Source organism: Microtetraspora malaysiensis (assembly GCF_050947145.1).
Taxonomy (GTDB): domain Bacteria; phylum Actinomycetota; class Actinomycetes; order Streptosporangiales; family Streptosporangiaceae; genus Microtetraspora_A; species Microtetraspora_A malaysiensis.
In genome coordinates this window covers 2,225,398-2,242,500 of sequence record NZ_CP191998.1, presented here as the reverse complement: position 1 = coordinate 2,242,500, position 17,103 = coordinate 2,225,398, and the positions used below count along the sequence as shown (strand labels likewise).

15 protein-coding genes, 2 tRNA genes and 1 riboswitch (1 of these 18 only partly in view) are annotated in these 17,103 nt (G+C 68.5%); of the genes, 7 read left to right on the top strand and 10 right to left on the bottom strand.

Annotated features, from left to right (window positions below; translation table 11 throughout):
• The 6 genes from ACQP1V_RS10880 to ACQP1V_RS10855 form a co-directional block, all read right to left on the bottom strand.
• A protein-coding gene (locus ACQP1V_RS10880) for a valine--tRNA ligase (RefSeq protein WP_433421586.1) crosses the window boundary here: on the bottom strand, positions 1-1,778 show its 5' portion. 847 nt of this gene lie to the left of the window's left edge; the window shows 1,778 of its 2,625 coding nt (coding positions 1-1,778); its start codon is at positions 1,776-1,778; its stop codon lies beyond the left edge, outside the window.
• A 36-nt stretch (positions 1,779-1,814) separates the two neighbouring features.
• Positions 1,815-3,098 carry an ATP-dependent Clp protease ATP-binding subunit ClpX gene (gene clpX, locus ACQP1V_RS10875; protein WP_067141016.1) on the bottom strand — a complete coding sequence of 428 codons (1,284 nt, stop codon included), beginning with the start codon at positions 3,096-3,098 and terminating at the stop codon, positions 1,815-1,817.
• A 194-nt stretch (positions 3,099-3,292) separates the two neighbouring features.
• Positions 3,293-3,955, bottom strand: coding sequence for an ATP-dependent Clp protease proteolytic subunit (locus ACQP1V_RS10870; protein ID WP_067141019.1), 663 nt, complete (start codon positions 3,953-3,955; stop codon positions 3,293-3,295).
• Entirely contained in the window at positions 3,952-4,596 is a 645-nt protein-coding gene (locus ACQP1V_RS10865) for a ClpP family protease (RefSeq protein WP_067141022.1), read from the bottom strand. The genes ACQP1V_RS10870 and ACQP1V_RS10865 overlap by 4 nt, the downstream gene beginning before the upstream one ends.
• Before the next feature lie 200 nt (positions 4,597-4,796).
• Positions 4,797-6,191 (bottom strand): trigger factor, encoded by a 1,395-nt coding sequence (tig, locus tag ACQP1V_RS10860; RefSeq protein WP_433421584.1) that lies wholly within the window; start codon positions 6,189-6,191, stop codon positions 4,797-4,799.
• Positions 6,192-6,389: 198 nt separating this feature from the next.
• Entirely contained in the window at positions 6,390-7,256 is an 867-nt protein-coding gene (locus tag ACQP1V_RS10855; RefSeq protein ID WP_387416555.1) for a helix-turn-helix domain-containing protein, read from the bottom strand.
• A 281-nt stretch (positions 7,257-7,537) separates the two neighbouring features.
• On the opposite strand from ACQP1V_RS10855, the gene ACQP1V_RS10850 reads away from it, so the two are divergent.
• On the top strand, positions 7,538-7,999 hold the full coding sequence (locus ACQP1V_RS10850; protein WP_433421582.1) for an ATP-binding protein: 462 nt from the start codon (positions 7,538-7,540) through the stop codon (positions 7,997-7,999).
• 101 nt (positions 8,000-8,100) lie between these two features.
• Here the strand turns inward: ACQP1V_RS10850 and ACQP1V_RS10845 are convergent.
• Positions 8,101-8,171 (bottom strand) — tRNA-Gly (locus ACQP1V_RS10845).
• Positions 8,172-8,260: 89 nt separating this feature from the next.
• Between ACQP1V_RS10845 and ACQP1V_RS10840 the strand changes: the two genes are divergently transcribed.
• The 3 genes from ACQP1V_RS10840 (at position 8,261) to ACQP1V_RS10830 (ending at position 11,055) form a co-directional block, all read left to right on the top strand.
• Positions 8,261-8,334: transfer RNA gene (locus tag ACQP1V_RS10840), tRNA-Pro, on the top strand.
• A gap of 208 nt (positions 8,335-8,542) precedes the next feature.
• Positions 8,543-10,276 carry an ATP-binding SpoIIE family protein phosphatase gene (locus tag ACQP1V_RS10835; protein ID WP_433421579.1) on the top strand — a complete coding sequence of 578 codons (1,734 nt, stop codon included), beginning with the start codon at positions 8,543-8,545 and terminating at the stop codon, positions 10,274-10,276.
• Positions 10,277-10,359: 83 nt separating this feature from the next.
• Positions 10,360-11,055 carry a hypothetical protein gene (locus ACQP1V_RS10830; RefSeq protein ID WP_433421576.1) on the top strand — a complete coding sequence of 232 codons (696 nt, stop codon included), beginning with the start codon at positions 10,360-10,362 and terminating at the stop codon, positions 11,053-11,055.
• 60 nt (positions 11,056-11,115) lie between these two features.
• Here the strand turns inward: ACQP1V_RS10830 and ACQP1V_RS10825 are convergent, their stop codons facing one another.
• The gene (locus ACQP1V_RS10825; protein WP_387416559.1) at positions 11,116-11,193 is read right to left on the bottom strand and encodes a 50S ribosomal protein bL37; all 78 of its coding nucleotides are present in this window, start codon (positions 11,191-11,193) and stop codon (positions 11,116-11,118) included.
• 151 nt (positions 11,194-11,344) lie between these two features.
• Here ACQP1V_RS10825 and ACQP1V_RS10820 point away from each other — a divergent pair, with 151 nt between their 5' ends.
• From ACQP1V_RS10820 to ACQP1V_RS10810, 3 genes are all read left to right on the top strand, one after another.
• Positions 11,345-12,151, top strand: coding sequence for a DeoR/GlpR family DNA-binding transcription regulator (locus ACQP1V_RS10820; RefSeq protein ID WP_433421573.1), 807 nt, complete (start codon positions 11,345-11,347; stop codon positions 12,149-12,151).
• Positions 12,148-13,209: a galactose-1-phosphate uridylyltransferase gene (galT, locus tag ACQP1V_RS10815; RefSeq protein WP_433421571.1), complete on the top strand. Its 1,062-nt coding sequence runs from the start codon at positions 12,148-12,150 to the stop codon at positions 13,207-13,209. Before ACQP1V_RS10820 ends, galT begins: the two co-directional genes overlap by 4 nt.
• Positions 13,210-13,280: 71 nt before the next feature.
• Positions 13,281-13,455: riboswitch (cyclic di-AMP (ydaO/yuaA leader) on the top strand.
• Positions 13,456-13,726: 271 nt separating this feature from the next.
• Positions 13,727-14,413 carry a coiled-coil domain-containing protein gene (locus ACQP1V_RS10810; protein ID WP_433421569.1) on the top strand — a complete coding sequence of 229 codons (687 nt, stop codon included), beginning with the start codon at positions 13,727-13,729 and terminating at the stop codon, positions 14,411-14,413.
• Between the two features lie 98 nt (positions 14,414-14,511).
• Here the strand turns inward: ACQP1V_RS10810 and ACQP1V_RS10805 are convergent, their stop codons facing one another.
• Positions 14,512-15,816, bottom strand: coding sequence for a M50 family metallopeptidase (locus tag ACQP1V_RS10805; protein WP_433421566.1), 1,305 nt, complete (start codon positions 15,814-15,816; stop codon positions 14,512-14,514).
• A 76-nt stretch (positions 15,817-15,892) separates the two neighbouring features.
• The gene (locus tag ACQP1V_RS10800; RefSeq protein ID WP_433421563.1) at positions 15,893-17,008 is read right to left on the bottom strand and encodes a PP2C family protein-serine/threonine phosphatase; all 1,116 of its coding nucleotides are present in this window, start codon (positions 17,006-17,008) and stop codon (positions 15,893-15,895) included.
• Positions 17,009-17,103 lie beyond the last annotated feature (95 nt).

Below are 17,103 nucleotides of genomic sequence, written 5' to 3'. Positions count from 1 at the left end.
CTGGTCGCGTTCCAGATCTTGTTGCAGAAGTTGCGCGAACCCGCCGCCCAGTCCTCGCTGATGGCCACGTCAGAGCCCGGGTTGGCCCCGCGCAGGAGGGTGTACCTGGTGGCATCGGCGCCGTAGCGGGCGATCCAGTCCAGCGGATCGACCACGTTTCCGAACGACTTGGACATCTTCTTGCCGAACTGGTCGCGGACCATGCCATGCAGGGCCACCGTGCGGAACGGCGGCTGCCCGTCCATGGCATACAGGCCGAACATCATCATCCTGGCGACCCAGAAGAAGAGGATGTCGTATCCGGTGACCAGCACGGACGTCGGGTAGAACCGCTTGAGCTCAGGGGTGATCTCCGGCCAGCCCAACGTGGAGAACGGCCAGAGCCCTGAGGAGAACCAGGTGTCGAGCACGTCCGGGTCCTGGACGTAGCCGGCCGGCGGCTCCTCGTCCGGGCCGACGCACACGACCTCGCCCTCCGGGCCGTACCAGACGGGGATCCGGTGCCCCCACCAGAGCTGGCGGGAGATGCACCAGTCGTGCATGTCGTCGACCCAGTCGAAGTAGCGCTTGGCCAGCTCCGGCGGGTGGATGCGGGTCCGCCCGTCACGGACCGCGTCGCCCGCGGCCTTGGCCAGCGGCGACACGTTGACGAACCACTGCAGCGACAGGCGCGGCTCCACAACGGTCTTGCAGCGGGAGCAGTGGCCCACCGAGTGCAGGTATGGCCGCTTCTCGGCGACGATCCTGCCCTGCTGTCGCAGAGCGGCGACGACCGCGGGCCGGGCCTCGAACCGGTCCAGTCCCTGGAAGGGGCCGTGGGCGGTGATCACACCGCGCTCGTCCATCACGGCGACCGACGGCAACGAGTGGCGGCGGCCGATCTCGAAGTCGTTGGGGTCGTGGGCGGGAGTCACCTTCACCGCGCCCGTTCCGAAGAACGGGTCCACGTGCTCGTCCGCGACGATCGGGATGCGGCGGCCGGTGAGCGGGAGCTCCACGAGCTGGCCGACGAGGTGCGCGTAGCGCTCGTCGGACGGGTTGACCGCGACCGCGGTGTCGCCGAGCATCGTCTCGGCCCGCGTGGTCGCGACCACGATCTCCGTCTCGTCCGACCCGTACCGGATGGAGACGAGCTCTCCCTCGTCCTCGCTGTGCTCCACCTCGATGTCGGAGAGCGCGGTGAGACAGCGGGGGCACCAGTTGATGATGCGCTCGGCGCGGTAGATGAGCCCGTCGTCGAAGAGCTTCTTGAAGATGGTCTGGACGGCCCGGGAGAGTCCCTCGTCCATCGTGAAGCGCTCGCGCGACCAGTCGACGCCATCGCCGAGCTTCCGCATCTGGCCGAGGATGCGCCCGCCGGACTCTTCCTTCCACTGCCACACGCGATCGACGAACGCCTCGCGCCCCAGATCGTGGCGGGACAGGTCTTCCTTGGCGATTTCGCGCTCGACGACGTTCTGGGTGGCGATGCCGGCGTGGTCCATTCCAGGGACCCACAGCGTCTCCATGCCGCGCATCCGGGCCCGGCGGGTCAGTGCGTCCTGGATCGAGTGGTCGAGGGCGTGTCCCACATGCAGCGAACCGGTCACATTCGGCGGGGGGAGCACGATGCTGTATGGCTCACGCCCGCTGCCCGGGTCCGCGGTGAAGAAGCCCTCCGATACCCAGCGCTCGTAGCTTCGGGTCTCGACGTCGGCGGGTGCGTACTGAGTTGGCAGTTCAGGCGTTGTCACGGTGACCAATTCTATGGCCGTCCACGTCCGCTCCCATGCCACCATCTGCGGTCGAGTGCCCGCGCGGCCGTTTCGCGCGGGTCAGGCGGACTTCTCCCTGGGCGTGCGCTGCTGCTTCGCCTGGAGCTGGTCCCGCGGCACGAGCGTCGGGTTGACGTGCTCCAGGACCGCCTCGCGGGTGATGACGACACGGGCGACGTCCTCGCGGGAGGGCACCTCGTACATCACCGAGAGCAGGACCTCCTCCAGGATGGCCCGCAGGCCCCGGGCACCGGTGCCGCGCAGGATCGCCTGGTCCGCGATCGCCTCGAGCGCGTCGTCGCTGAACTCCAGCTCGACATTGTCCAGCTCGAAAAGGCGGCGGTACTGCTTGACGAGCGCGTTCTTCGGCTCGGTGAGGATCTGGATCAGCGCGTCCCGGTCGAGGTTGTGCACCGAGGTGATCGCGGGGAGCCGGCCGACGAATTCGGGGATCATGCCGAACTTGAGCAGGTCCTCCGGCATGACATCGGAGAAGATGTCCGAGGAGTCCACCTCCTCCTTGGACCGGATGATGGCGTTGAAGCCGATCCCCTTCTTGCCGATCCGGGACTCGATGATCTTTTCGAGCCCGGCGAAGGCGCCACCGCAGATGAACAGCACGTTCGTGGTGTCGATCTGGATGAACTCCTGGTGCGGATGCTTGCGCCCGCCCTGCGGGGGCACGCTCGCGGTGGTGCCCTCAAGGATCTTCAGCAGGGCCTGCTGGACGCCCTCACCGGAGACGTCCCGCGTGATCGACGGGTTCTCGCTCTTGCGAGCGATCTTGTCGACTTCGTCGATGTAGATGATGCCGGTCTCGGCCTTCTTCACGTCGTAGTCGGCCGCCTGGATCAGCTTGAGCAGGATGTTCTCGACATCCTCTCCGACGTAGCCGGCCTCGGTCAGCGCGGTGGCGTCGGCGATCGCGAACGGCACGTTCAGCATCTTGGCGAGCGTCTGCGCGAGCAGCGTCTTGCCGGAACCGGTGGGCCCGAGGAGCAGGATGTTGGACTTGGCCAGCTCCAAGCCGTCGTCCCGGGCGCGTTCACCGGACTGGACGCGCTTGTAGTGGTTGTAGACCGCTACCGAAAGCGCCTTCTTCGCCTTGTCCTGTCCGATGACGTAGGCCTCAAGGAACTCGTAGATCTCGCGCGGCTTGGGGAGGTTGTCCCACTTCAGCTCAGAGGACTCGGAGAGCTCCTCTTCGATGATCTCGTTGCAGAGGTCGATGCACTCATCGCAGATATAGACGCCGGGTCCGGCGATAAGCTTCTTGACCTGCTTCTGGCTCTTGCCGCAGAACGAACACTTCAGCAGGTCTCCCCCGTCGCCGATGCGTGCCACCCCAGATACTCCTTTGCGTGGGACCGCCCTGCTGACGCGGTCATTTCCGTCCGCCGCGCGCTCTGAGTCGGTGCGAAAACGTCATCCCGCTCAGGTATCGACGTTACCGTCTCCCAGACCCTCAGTGAGCCCCCTGACGGTGAGTCGCACCGGAACGTGCCCAAATGGGCACCGTTCCGGTGCCTTCGACTTCCTCAGGAAGCGATCGCCGCGGCGCGCTTCTTCCGCGTCGGGATGATGTCGTCCACCAGCCCGTACGCCTTCGCCTCCTCGGCGCTCAGGATCTTGTCGCGCTCGATGTCCCTGCGGACCTCGTCCGGCGACTTGCCCGAGTGCCGCGCCAGAATGTCCTCGAGCAGGTCCCGCATGCGCAGGATCTCCCGAGCCTGGATCTCGATGTCGCTACCCTGGCCGCCGCCCTCGGTGGAGGGCTGGTGGATCAGGACGCGGGCGTTCGGCAGCGCGAACCGCTTGCCGGGCGTGCCGCCCGCCAGCAGCACCGCCGCGGCGGACGCCGCCTGCCCGAGGCAGACCGTCTGGATCTCCGGGCGGACGAACTGCATCGTGTCGTAGATCGCCGTCATGGCGGTGAACGAACCGCCCGGCGAGTTGATGTAGATGCTGATGTCCCTGTCCGGGTCGAGCGACTCCAGGGTGAGCAGCTGCGCCATGACGTCGTTCGCCGAGGCGTCGTCGATCTGCACGCCGAGGAAGATGATGCGGTCCTCGAACAGCTTGTTGTACGGGTTCATCTCCTTCACGCCGTACGTCGTGCGTTCGACGAACGAAGGGATGATGTAACGGCCGTTGATGTCTCCTGGCCGGATCAGCTCATTCACTTCGAAAGCTCCGCTCATGAGACAGCGCCCTCGGAGGGCACCTGTCGTGCGCTGCGCACGACGTGGTCGATGAAGCCGTAGTCCTTGGCCTCCTCGGCCGTGAACCAGCGGTCACGGTCGGAGTCGCGCTCGATCTGCTCAAGTGGCTGACCGGTGTGGAAAGCGATCCGCTCAGCCAGGGTCTTCTTCACGTAGAGCATCTGCTCTGCCTGGATCGCGATGTCCGCCGCGGTGCCGCCGATGCCGCCCGACGGCTGGTGCATCATGATGCGGGCGTGAGGAAGCGCGTACCGCTTGCCCTGTGCCCCCGCGCAGAGAAGGAACTGGCCCATGGAGGCGGCCAGACCCATCGCGACGGTGCACACGTTGTTCGGCACGTACTCCATCATGTCGTAAATCGCCATTCCGGCCGTCACCGAGCCGCCGGGCGAGTTGATGTACAGCCAGATGTCCCTGTCCGGGTCGTCCGCCGCAAGGAGGAGCAGCTCGGCGCAGAGCCGGTTGGCGACCTCGTCGTTGACCTGGGTGCCGAGCACCACGATGCGCTCGCGGAGCAGCCGCTGGTAGAGCTGGTCCTCCAGGCGGAACGAGCCGTTCTCACTGCCGCGTGCGTCCGGGCCGAAGCTAGTGGGCTGGAAGAAGGTCGGCGGGCTGGTCACAGCGTCACCTTCCGATGCGTCGAAGTCGATTGGCTTTGCTTGTGACCTTAACGCGCGGCGCGGACAGCTCATGCCCCGTCGGGTTGCTGTTCGCTGACGGCGCATGGGCCCGCCGCCCCCACTCGCCCAGTACCCGGGAACACGAGACCCCCGCCGCGCCGAAGCGCGACGGGGGTCGTGGTGAAGCCTGTGGCGAACGCCTACTCAGCGGACTCCTGGGAGCCGGGCTCCTGAACGCCGGCCTCCTCGACGCCCTCAGCCTCCTGCTCGGGGTTGAGCTCGGCGTAGATGGCCTTGATGTCCACCTCGTTGCCGGCCTCGTCGGTCACCTTGGCGGCGTCACCGACGACCGTCTTGGCCTTCTCCCGCACGATCTCCATCATGGCCAGCGTGAGCTGGTCGTTGTCGGCGAGGTGCTGGGCCAGGGTGTTCGGGGCGACACCGAGCTGCATGGCGCGACGCACCACGAAGTTGGTGAGCTCCTGCTCGCTGACGCCGATCTCCTCGGCCTTGACGATCTTGTCGAGGACGAAGCCGGACTTCAGCGCCTTGGCGGCGCTGTCCTCGAACTCGGCGAAGCGCTCGTCCTCGGTCGTCTGGTAGAGGCGGAAGAACGCCTCGCGGCTCAGACCGCTCTCGGCGATCTGGTGCTCGAGGTTGTGCTTGCGCGCGTCGATCTCGGCCTTGAGCGCGCTCTCCGGCAGCGGGATGTCGATCTTCTCGAGAAGGGCGTCGAGGGCCTTCTCGCGGCTCTGCATGACCTGCTCGACGAGCTTGTTGCGGCGGGCCTGCTCGCGGATGCTGTCCTTCAGCTCGTCGAGCGTGTCGAACTCGCTGGCGAGCTGCGCGAACTCGTCGTCCAGCTCGGGCAGCACCTTCTCCTTGACCGACTTCACGTTGATGATCACGTCGGCCTCATCGCCGGCGTTCTCACCGCCGACCAGGGTGGTGCGGAAGGTCTTCTCCTCGCCTGCGGACAGCCCCTCGAGAGCCTCGTCGAGGCCCTGGAGCACGGAGCCGGCGCCGACCTCGTAGGAGACGTCGGCGGCCTGCTGCTCCTCGAGGTTCTTGCCGTCGATCTCGGCGCGCAGGTCCATGACGACGTAGTCGCCACTGGCGGCCGCACGCTCCACGCCGGTCAGCGTGGCGAAACGCTGGCGGAGGGCGTCGAGCTGGGTCTGGATGTCCTCGTCGGACACCTCGGCGACGTCGACGACGACCTCGGCGCCCTGGAAGTCCGGGACCTCGAAGGACGGACGGACGTCCACCTCGGCGGTGAACTCGACCTGCGAGCCGTCCTCGATCTTGGTGACCTCGATCTCGGGCTGGCTGACCGGGAACACGTCGGTCTCGTCCACGGCCTGGCCGTACAGCTTGGGCAGGGCGTCGTTCAGGGTCTCCTCGAGAACCACCGCGCGGCCGAAGCGCTGCTCGATGATCCGGGCGGGCACCTTGCCAGGGCGGAAGCCGGGGACACGCACCTGCTGGGCGACCTTCTTGTAGGCGGCTTCCAGGCTCGGCTCGAGCTCCTCGAACGGCACCTCGACGGTGAGCTTCACCCGGGTCGGGCTGAGCTCCTCGACAGCGGTCTTCACGGGGTGGTCTCCTTGATCAAGCTTTTGGTGATCGCGGGCGCGCCTAGCACGGTTACCGCGGCGCGTTACGGGCGCCGCGCCCACGTGAGCGGCACGAAGCACCGCCGCCTTGGCACGACCCTTTGGGCAGGCTCCACTGTGGCGGGTGTCCAGCGCCAAGGTGCAGTCTAGGGCAGAGACACGCCTAGGAGCGACTGCTCACAGGTCGAGCATGATCTGTCGCAACATCCCCGCGGTCTCGTCCGGGGTCGTGCTGACCGCGCAGAGCCGCTCCATGACCTCGCCGTACCGGTCCACCTCATCCCGTTTGTCCAGGTAGAGCGCGCTGGCGAGCTGCTCGACGTAGACGATGTCGGGAAGGTCGGCGTCCTGGAACCGCAAGATGCTGAACGCGCCGCCCTCGGCGGCGTGCCCGCCGAAGCTGAACGGCATGATCTGGATCGTGATGTTGGGCTGGTTCATCAGGTCGATCAGGTGCTGGAGCTGTCCCCTCATGACCTCGACGCCGCCGATGGGGCGGCGCAGGGCCGCCTCGTCGATGACCGCCCAGAACATCGGGCCGCCGTCGCCGTCCAGGACGCGCTGGCGCCCCAGCCGCAGATCCACCCGCCGGGCGATCTCCTCGGGCCCGGCCCCGACGGCGCCCGCGGTGATCACGGCCCGGGCGTACTCCTTGGTCTGCAACAGGCCGGGCACGAACTGGACCTCATAGGTGCGGATGCGGGCGGCCGCCTCCTCCAGCCCGACGTACGCCTGGAACCAGGCGGGCAGCACGTCGTTGAACCGGTGCCACCAGCCGGGCTCGTTGGCTCGCTCCACCAGCTCCATCACCGCGGAGCGTGCCTGGGGCTCCTCTACGCCGTAGAAGGTGAGAAGGTCGGCGACGTCGCGCTCCTTGAACCCGACGCGGCCGAGCTCCATGCGACTGATCTTGGACTCGGAGCCCCGGATGACCTCGCCGGCCTCGTCACGCGTGACGCCCTTGTTCTCGCGGAGCTTGCGCAACTGGGAGCCGAGGAGGATGCGAAGCGCCGTAGGCCCGGAGCCCGGCTGGGTCTGTGTCACGGCGCCTCCCTCTCAGTCGATGCGTGACATGCGCCGAGGGAAAGATCTGAGCCACACCTCAGCCCACACAGTGTCACCACTTCGCGCCCCGATGACAAGGGCCGATCGCGCCGTGTCGCCGGAAAACGTCGCGTACCGCTGCACAAGGCAACTGCACGTGCATTTGGGTCTTGCAGGGGCCGGTCGGCTGTCCCATCATGGCGTAGTGCATATTGGGCTAATGGTGCACTGACGTCAAAAGCGGCTAGCGGGAGGTATAGGGCAGGATGTTGGAGAAGCCCATGCCATCCGCCCAGCTACCCCGCCGGAGCGTCCGCGAGATGCTGCGCTCCGCCGGCGCCGCGGACCAGGCGATCTGCCCGCTCGGGCCGCAGGCCGACTCCGTGAAGACCGCCAGGGACGTCACCCGCTCCACCCTGGACGAGTGGGGCCTGTCCGAGCTCGGCGACGACGCCGCCCTGGTCGTCTCCGAACTCGTGACCAACGCTGTGCGCTACGCGCTCTATCCCGGAAAGACGCGGGACGAGAGCCCCATCACATTGACCCTGGTCCGCCTCTCGCCGGACATCCTCCTGGTCGTGGCCGACCCGAGCGATGAGGTCCCGACGCCCAAGGAGCCCGACTTCATCTCGGAGCACGGCCGCGGGCTCTACATCGTCGAGACGTACAGCCAGGAGTGGGGCTGGGACGCGCTCGACGACGGCGGCAAGGCCGTGTGGGCGCGCTTCCGCGCGTCCGACTGATCCAGAAAACGTGCGGCTGATCGGAAAAATCCGTCAGCACCCGCCGCATGACGAAGGCCAGGCCATCCGATGCTGGTTGACCTGGCCTTTGTCGCAATCAGAGCGGACGACGGGAATCGAACCCGCGTAGCCAGTTTGGAAGACTGGGGCTCTACCATTGAGCTACGTCCGCACGCGCCGGTCTTCATCTGGTCTAGACTTCATCCGGTCGTCAGGGCGTAAGCGTACCGGAGTTCCGGAGCGCTCGCGCAATCGACGCAGCGGGGCGTGGCGCAGCTTGGTAGCGCGCTTGCTTTGGGAGCAAGAAGTCGCAGGTTCAAATCCTGTCGCCCCGACGAGCTCTTCCAGTGTGACGGGCCGCTTCCGGCATCGGAGGCGGCCTCCTTCGTGTCCGGAGGTGCTCGCGCGGCCCTGCCGCCGCCGCGTGAGCGAGATCGCATCCTGTGACGGTCCGGCTCCCGTCATCTGGCAAACACCTGAAATGCGGCAGATCTTCTCTTTACGATTCGGGGGCATCTTCTGCCTCTCCGGAGAGAAACGGATTTGAACCGTAACTGCCTGATCAAGGACCCCATAGAGGGGAACCAGTCCGAGTGGCGCCGGAGCAGTGCGGTCTCGGCGAACGAGCGGCTGACCTTCCTGAACGAGGCGAGCCGCAGCATCGGCACGACGCTTGATCTCGCGGAGACGAGCCGCGAGCTCATGGACGTCGCCGTTCCGCGCTTCGCCGACACCGCGGAAGTCCTGATCCACGACCGGCTGGTCGTGGACGGCGAGTTCCCGTCCCGCCCGCTGGACGGCACGGCGCTGGTCCGGCGGATGGCCCTCGGCGTCGCCGCCGACGATCCGTACGCGTGGGTGCGGGCCGTCCCGCTCGACGAAGTGACGGCCTACCCCTCGGAGCTCCCCCACGCCCAGTGCATGGCGACCGGCATGCCGCTCATGTATCCCCAGTTGGACGCCGAGACGGCGCGGCTGATCGGCAGCGGCCTCGACCAGGAGAGCACCATCGCGGCGCTGCTCACCGACACCTCCTTCCTTGCCGTACCGCTCAGCGCGCGCGGACGGGTGCTGGGATGCGCGGTGTTCACCCGGCGGCCGGGAGGCCCGCCGTTCGAGGAACAGGACGTCGCGGTGGCCGAGGAGCTGGCCGCGCGGACCGCCGTCTGCGTCGACAACGCCCTGCTGTACACGCGTGAGCGCCGGACCGCCCTGACGCTGCAGAGCAGCCTGCTGCCCGCCGAGCTGCCGCACGCCCTCGGCATGGAGATCGCCTCCAGGTACCTCCCGGCGAGCGACCTCATGGGCGTGGGCGGCGACTGGTACGACGTGATCCCCCTGCCCGGGTGCCGCTCCGCGCTGGTCGTCGGCGACGTCATGGGGCACGGCACCAGAGCGGCCGCGACCATGGGCCAGCTCCGCACCGCCGCGCGCACCCTCGCGAGCCTGGACCTGCCTCCCGACGAGGTGCTCTTCCGGCTCAACCTGATGAGCCAGGACCTCGACCCGACGCAGATCGCCACCTGCGTGTACGCCGTGTACGACCCGATCACGCGCAACTGCTCGATCGCGCGGGCCGGCCACGTGCCACCGATCCTGCTCCATCCCGACCGGTCGACCGAGATCGTCGAGATGCCGCCGGGGCTGCCGCTCGGCATCGGCAGCGACCCGTTGGAGACGCGGGAGCTGACGCTCCCGGCGGGCAGCGTCCTCGCCCTTTACACGGACGGGCTGGTGGAGAGCAGGCGGCGGGACATCGACGCGGGGATCATGGCGCTGCGCCACCTGCTCGCGGGACCGCTCCAAGATCTCGAGGACATGTGCGACCTGACCATCAACAGCCAGCGGCCCGGGCACGAGCGCGACGACATCGCCCTGCTGCTGGCCCGGGTCCGTGATCTCGACCCGGACGAGATGGCGTCCTTCCCACTGTCGGACGACCCCCGGTTCGTCCGCACGGCCCGCAGGTTCGTACGGAGCACGCTGTCGGCGTGGGGTCTCATGAGCCTGGCCGACACCACCGAGCTGATCGTCAGCGAGATGGTCACCAACGCCCTCAAGCACGGGTGGCCGCCGATCGAGCTGCGTCTGCTGCGCGGCCGGACGCTGGTGTGCGAGGTCGCCGACGGCTCCTCGACGGCCCCGGCGCCGCGCACGCCCGCCCTGGACGACGACACCGGGCGCGGGCTGATGCTGATCAAGCGGTTCGCCTACCGCTGGGGAACGCGTCCCACCGCCCAGGGGAAGATCGTCTGGGTCGAGCAGCGCCTCCCCTGAGCGTCTTCTTGACCCGGCCTTTCCCCGTGCCGTCCGGCGTCGCGGGTATCTCCCCCGGAAACGCACGGGGGAGGAGCGGTGGTGTGACCGAGACGGACGCGCACGCCGAACCGCTCCGCCTGCGCCGGCGATGTGCGGCGTCGGGCCGTCCTCGCTGGCACCTCGCGGCGGGGTTCGCGGCCCTCCTGATCGCCTTCGGGTGCGTGCTCGCGCCGCTCTCCATGGTCGCTGTGTGGACGGCGGGCGAGGTGTGGAGTGTGGACGAGGCGGCCGCCGCGCTCGAACAGCGCGGGCTTCCGGTGGATCTCAACGTGAAGCTGGACCATGTCAGGAGCCTGGTGGCCGAGAAGCTGCCGCGCCTGTCACACAGTGCCGTCTACCAGGGCCTGTGGATCGATGCCGCCAGGATGGCGCACAAGGGGCTGCGCCTGATCACGACCGGCAGGTTCGCCTACACCTCGCTCGGCTGGATCCTTCCGGCGACCTCGGCGACCCTGCTGGCCGCGGGCTTTCTGCTGGCGCCGAACCGCCGCAGGGCCGCGCTGTCGGCGGGACTGGGCGTCGCCGTCTGCACGCTCGCGCTCGCGGCCGTGCTCTCGATCGCGCACAGCGTCTACATGAACACAGTGGCGTCGTACAAGCTCGATCTCGTGGCCGCCGAGCGGTATTTCGGCACCATGACGCGGTTTCCCGACATCGGGCTGCGGCTCCTCATGGTCGCCGGCGTGCTGGTCGCGGCCGCCGCGGACTTCCGGCGAAGCGGCCGCCGTACGCGCTGAGGCCCCGGTGGACGGTGGGGGCGCCGAGGGTGCCACCCACCGCCCCGAGGCCCGGGCCGGCTAGCGGCCGGTGGGCCGCTTGCCGTGGTTCGCCTGCTTCTTCTTCCGTGACTTCGACTTGCGCGCTCGCTTGCCCATGCGGGAACCGCCTTCCGTCGTACAGCCAGTGCCCTCACTCTTCATGAGGCGGCCGGGCCCGTACAGCGTCGCCGCTCATATCCTCAGGATCAAACATGATCCCCCGAAACAATGTGGCATAGTTTGTTGGAATCTGTTGATTGGAGCGGTGATGCTGGCCCAGTTACGGCAGCAGGCGATCCTGGAGCGGATCCGCAGAACCGGTGGCGCGCGCGTCGCGGAGCTGGTCCGGGACCTCGGCGTGTCCGACATGACGATTCGGCGCGACCTGGAGGCGCTCGCCGATCGGGGGCTGGTCGAGAAGGTCCACGGAGGCGCCACGATCTCCGGCGCCGGGTCGACCGAGGAACCGGGGTTCTCCGCCAAGTCGGCGCGGCAGCAGGCCGAGAAGGAGGCCATCGCGCGCCGCGCCGCACGTCTCGTGCGTCCGGGCAGCTCGGTCGCGCTGTCGGCCGGTACGACCACGTGGACGGCGGCGCGGTACCTCACCGACGTGCCCGAGCTGACCGTCATCACGAACTCACTGAAGGTCGCGGACGTGTTCCACCGGTCCGGACGGCCGGACCAGACCGTGGTGCTGGTCGGGGGCGTACGCACCCCCTCCGACGCGCTGGTCGGCCCGGTCGCGGTGGCGGCGATCCGCTCGTTGAACGTCGACGTGCTACTTCTCGGCGTCCACGGGATGAACGTCCGCGCCGGGTTCACCACGCCCAACCTGCTGGAGGCCGAGACCGACCGCGAGCTGGTCGGGTCGGCGCAGCGGCTGGTGGTCCTGGCCGACCACTCCAAGTGGGGCACGGTCGGCATCAGCACGATCGCCCACCTCGATCGGGCCGACGTCGTCGTGAGCGACACCGGCCTGCCCGCCGAGGCCCGCGCGGAACTGTCCGAGCGCGTGGGCGAGCTGCTGCTGGCCGATCCGTCCGAGCCGAACGAGCGGGCGGAGCCCACGGCATGAAGCGCACGATCACACACCTGGCCGACGGGCGAGAGCTGTTCTACTACGACCGGCGCGACGACGCCGACCGAGGCGCGGTGGACCCGCGCGACCTGCCGCCGCGCCCGCCCGCCTCGCAGATGCGCTACGACCCGCTCATGGACGAGTGGATCGCGATCGCCGGGCATCGCCAGACCAGGACCCACCTGCCTGCCGCCGACGAGTGCCCGCTCTGCCCGGCGCACCCCGCCTCGGAGATCCCCTCGGCCTACGACGTCGCGGTCTTCGAGAACCGCTTCCCCTCGTTCAGTTTCGCGGAGGGCGACTTTCCCGATCCCGGCGGGCTGAGCGCGGCGCGGCCCGGCACCGGGCGGTGCGAGGTGGTCTGCTTCACCTCCGACCACGACGCGTCCTTCTCCTCGCTCGGCCCCGGCCAGGTGGAGCTCGTCCTCGCCGCGTGGGCCGACCGCACCGCCGAGCTGGCCGCCCTGCCGGGGGTGGAGCAAGTCTTCTGCTTCGAGAACAGGGGCGCGGAGATCGGCATCACCCTCCCCCACCCGCACGGCCAGATCTACGCCTATCCGTACGTGACGCCGCGTACCCGGCACATGCTCGACGTCGCGGCGCGGCACCGCGGCGGCAACCTCTTCGCGGACGTGCTGGCCGCCGAGCGGAAGGGGCCTCGGGTGGTGGCGGCCAACGAGCACTGGACCGCGTTCGTCCCGGCCGCCGCCCGCTATCCGTTCGAGGTCCACGTCTATCCGCATCGGCGGGTGCCGGACCTGCCCTCCCTGGACGCGGACGAGCGGGCCGCCTTCGGGCCGCTCTACACCGGGGTGTTGCGCCGACTTGACGCGCTGTTCGGGGTGGCCATGCCGTACGTGGCGGCCTGGCACCAGGCGCCCGTGCGGTACCGGCGGGAGCTGGCCCACCTCCACCTCCAGCTCTTCAGCGTCCGGAGGGCGCCGGACAAGCTGAAGTATCTGGCGGGGTCGGAGTCGGCGATGGGGGCCTTCGTCAACGACGTCGCGCCCGAGGAGGCCGCCCGGATGCTTCGCGAATCCTCGATAACGAATTGATCTCTAATCGATTGCAACTTTAATTAGCGCAAACCTCGCTTTTACCACTACTATCCATCGCACCGGCGGTCACCGCCGGTGCGCCTAATCCCGGGCGCCTCGCCCGGGAGCCGGGGACCCACGACCTTGTGGCGATCCGTCCTCGTACGGGACGGACGCCGAGCACCTGGGGTGAAGGCACGCACGTGCCCGGACTTCTCCAGTCCGAACCCGTCAGCTAACCCGGCCGGCAGATGGAGAGGAGTGGGCTCTGCCCCGCGCGTTTCCGGCGGCCGCGGCCGCGCTGACCGCCGCCGCCCTCGTCTTCGGTACTGCCTCTGCCGCCGGCGCCGCCGCTCCCAAGCCAAGCGAGACCCAGCTCAAGAAGCAGCTCGCCGACCTGCGCAAGAAGATCGACAAACTGATCGCCGACTACAACGGCAAACGGGTCGAGCTCGCCAAGGCCCAGCAGTCGGAGAAGGCGGCCAAGGAGCGGCTGGCCAAGGCCGAGGGCGACTTCGAGGCAGCGCGGCGGGAGATGGTCAGCCTCGCGGGCCTGCGCTACCAAACGCACGACCTCGGCCTGTTCGGCACCCCCGACCTGCAAGGGGCGGCCGTGCTGGCCCAGCTCCAGGACGAGCAGGCCGTCGTGGTCTCGCAGTTCGCCACGCTCAAAGCGGAGCGCAAAGCCGCGGCGGACGCGGCCGCCGCCCTGATCACGGAGATCAAGACGCGGTCGGAGGAGGTCGCCCGGCAGCGCAAGGACGCCGAGAAGCTGATCGACGACATCCGGGCCAAGCTCGATCAGCTCATACCGATCGCGCCGGGCAGACGCTCCGCCGGCGGCTGGGCTCCGGAGCTGCCCTCGGGCAGCGACAACATCACGCCGCGGACCCGGCTGATGAAGGAACAGGTCAGCAAGAACTTCGACCTGAAGTTCACGGTCGGCTGCTACCGGGCCGAGAACGACGGCGGCGAGCATCCTCTCGGCCGCGCCTGCGACTTCATGATGAGTTCCGGCGGCGCCATGCCGAGCTCGGGAATGAAGGCCCTGGGCGACAGCGTCGCCGCCTGGGTCATCAAGAACGGCTCCAAGCTGGGCGTCAAGTACGTGATCTGGCAGCAGCGGATCTACAACCTCGGCAGCCCTGGATGGCGGACGATGTCAAACCGCGGCGGCGTCACCGCCAACCACTACGACCACGTGCACATCTCGATGTACTGAAGCCATCCACCTCACCCCCCGCGATCGCGCGGGCGGGCACGCCCCCGCCCCCGAGGCGCGCCCGCCCGCGTGATCACCACATCGCCGGGGCTCGGCGGTCAGCCGGACAGGCGGATCGGGTTCACCAGGTCGGCGTAGACCAGCAGGCCGCCCATGACCAGCAACAGGGCCGCCATGACGTACGTGACCGGCAACGCCTTGGCGACGTCCACGTACCCCGGCATGGGGCGGCGGCTGACGCGGGCGAAGCCTCGCTTGAGCCCTTCCCAGAGGCCGCCCGCGATGTGCCCGCCGTCCAGCGGCAGCAGCGGGATGAGGTTGAACATGCCGACGGCGAGGTTCAGCCCCGCGAGCAGGTTGATGAAGATGATGATCTTGTTTTCGAGCGGGACGGACGAGGCCGCGATCTCACCGCCGAAGCGCCCCGCGCCGACGATGCCGACCGGCCCGTTCGGGTCGCGCTTCTCGCCCGAGAAGGCCGCGTTCCAGACGCCCACCATCTTCTTGGGGATGTTGACCATGGCGACGGCGGTGCGCTGGGTGAAGTCCCACATCTGCCTGACGACGAAGCCCGGGCCCTGCTTCTCGACGACCATCGTCGGCGCGACACCGAGGAAGCCGACATTCTTCTCGATCTTGTCCGGGTCGTCCACCGACGGGCGGTCCTGGGCGATCAGGTCCACGCCGATCGTCGTCTCCTTGCCCCCGCGGACGACGCCCAGGTCGGTACGGCCCGCACCGTGCGCGCGGATCAGCGCGGTCGCCGACTCCCACGAGCTCACCCGCGTGCCGCCGACGGAGACGATGCGGTCACCCGGAAGCAGGCCGGCCTTGGCCGCCGGGGTAATCGGGTCACTCGGCCGGCAATCGCGCTGCTCGGCCTTGGTGGCCGGCACCACGCACTGGGACACCGTCGAGACGACCGGCTTGTACGTCTGGACGCCGAAGCCCATGGCGACGACCGAGAACAGCGCGAAGGCCAGCACGAAGTTCATCGCCGGCCCGCCGGACATGATGATGACCTTCTGCCACCAGGGCTTGCGGTAGAAGACGCGGCTCTCGTCGCCGGGGCGGATCTCCTCGGAGGCGACGGCCCTGGCGTTCTCGATGAGGCCCTGCCACGGACCGGTCGAGACGCTGCGCAGCTTGGTGGGGTCATCGCTCGGCCGCGGCGGCAACATGCCGATCATGCGGATGTAGCCGCCGAAGGGAAGCCACTTCACGCCGTACTCGGTCTCGCCGCGCCCGCGCGACCAGAGCGTGGGACCGAAGCCCACCATGTACTGCGTCACGCGCACGCCGAAGAGCTTGGCGGGGACGAGGTGCCCGATCTCGTGCAACGCGATGGAGAGGAGAAGGCCCACAAAAAGGACCAGGAATCCGGCCAAGAACAGCCAGTTCATCAGCGCGTACCCCCGCGGAGGAGAAGTGTTCTTTCCATGCGTTGCCCGTGTCGAGCGTAACCCACCGTTCAGTGGCTCATGGGCGCCAGATCAGAACGAGGGCGCAGTCGTCGTTGTGCCCCGCGGACATGGAGTTGACGATCTGCCGGGCGCCCTCCCGGTATCCGGTGGGCAGCAGCCGGCGCTCGGCCTCGCCCAGCAGACGGTCGAGCCCGGCGTCGATGTCGCGGCCCGGCTGCTCGATGAGGCCGTCGGTGTAGAGCATCAGGGCGTCGCCTTTGCGCAGCACGCCGGTGTCGGGCTCGCAGTGCAGGTCGGGCACCACGCCGAGCACCACGCCCTTGGCCGCGGAGACGTGCCAGGTGCCCGTGCCCGCGTCGAACTTGACGACGGGCGGGTGCCCCGCCGACGTGATGACGTACTCACCGGTGGAAAGGTCGAGACTCAGGTGGGCGGCGGTGACGAACCCCTCGTCGCCGCGCTGCCGGTGCAGGTAGGAGTTGCACGCGTGCAGGAAGTCGTCCACCGAGCCGAGCAGCCCGCCGAAGGTCCCGGAGAGCATCAGCGCCCGGGTGCCGGCGTCCACGCCCTTGCCCGAGACGTCGACGACCGCGATCTCCACGCGGTCGCCCTGCCGTACGGACACCACGAAGTCGCCCCCGAAGGAGGAGCCGCCGGCCTGCTTGAGCACCACCTTGCCGCCCCAGTGCTTGGGGAGGTGCGGCAGCTCGCTCTGGCGTTTGAGCCGATCACGCAGCTCCAGCAGCATCGCGTCGCCGCGCAGGCCCTGCACACCGAGCTTGGCGCGCGTCCGGGCCATGATCCAGGCGAGGATGGCGGTGAAGCCGACGGTGATGAGCAACCCCGGCCCGAGCCGCATGACGCCTCCGGCCACGGCCATGTAGAGGAGGGAGGCGACGACCGCGCAGAGCAGGATGGCCAGACTGCGCAGCCGGAGCTGGAGGCCGCCGATGAGCATCAGCGGTACCAGCAGGGCGGGTGAGAACCAGTGATCGGACACCTGGATGTCGAGCACGCCAACAAGCAGCGTGGCGACCATCAGGGCGATCAGGCGATGGCGATCGTTCGACGAACTCTTCCTCAGCAATCGGACAAGCGGCACCAGAAGCGGCACACGCACCAGCAGAGCACGGAGCCGTGGAGGGATGAGCGGCGTCCGACGGGAACTCATGATGACCTCGACTGTATCCGCCCGCCGCCGATGTGGGCAGCCACTTGACCAAGGCCTAGATCACCAAGGACCGAGGGTTATTCGCTGGCCCTCGA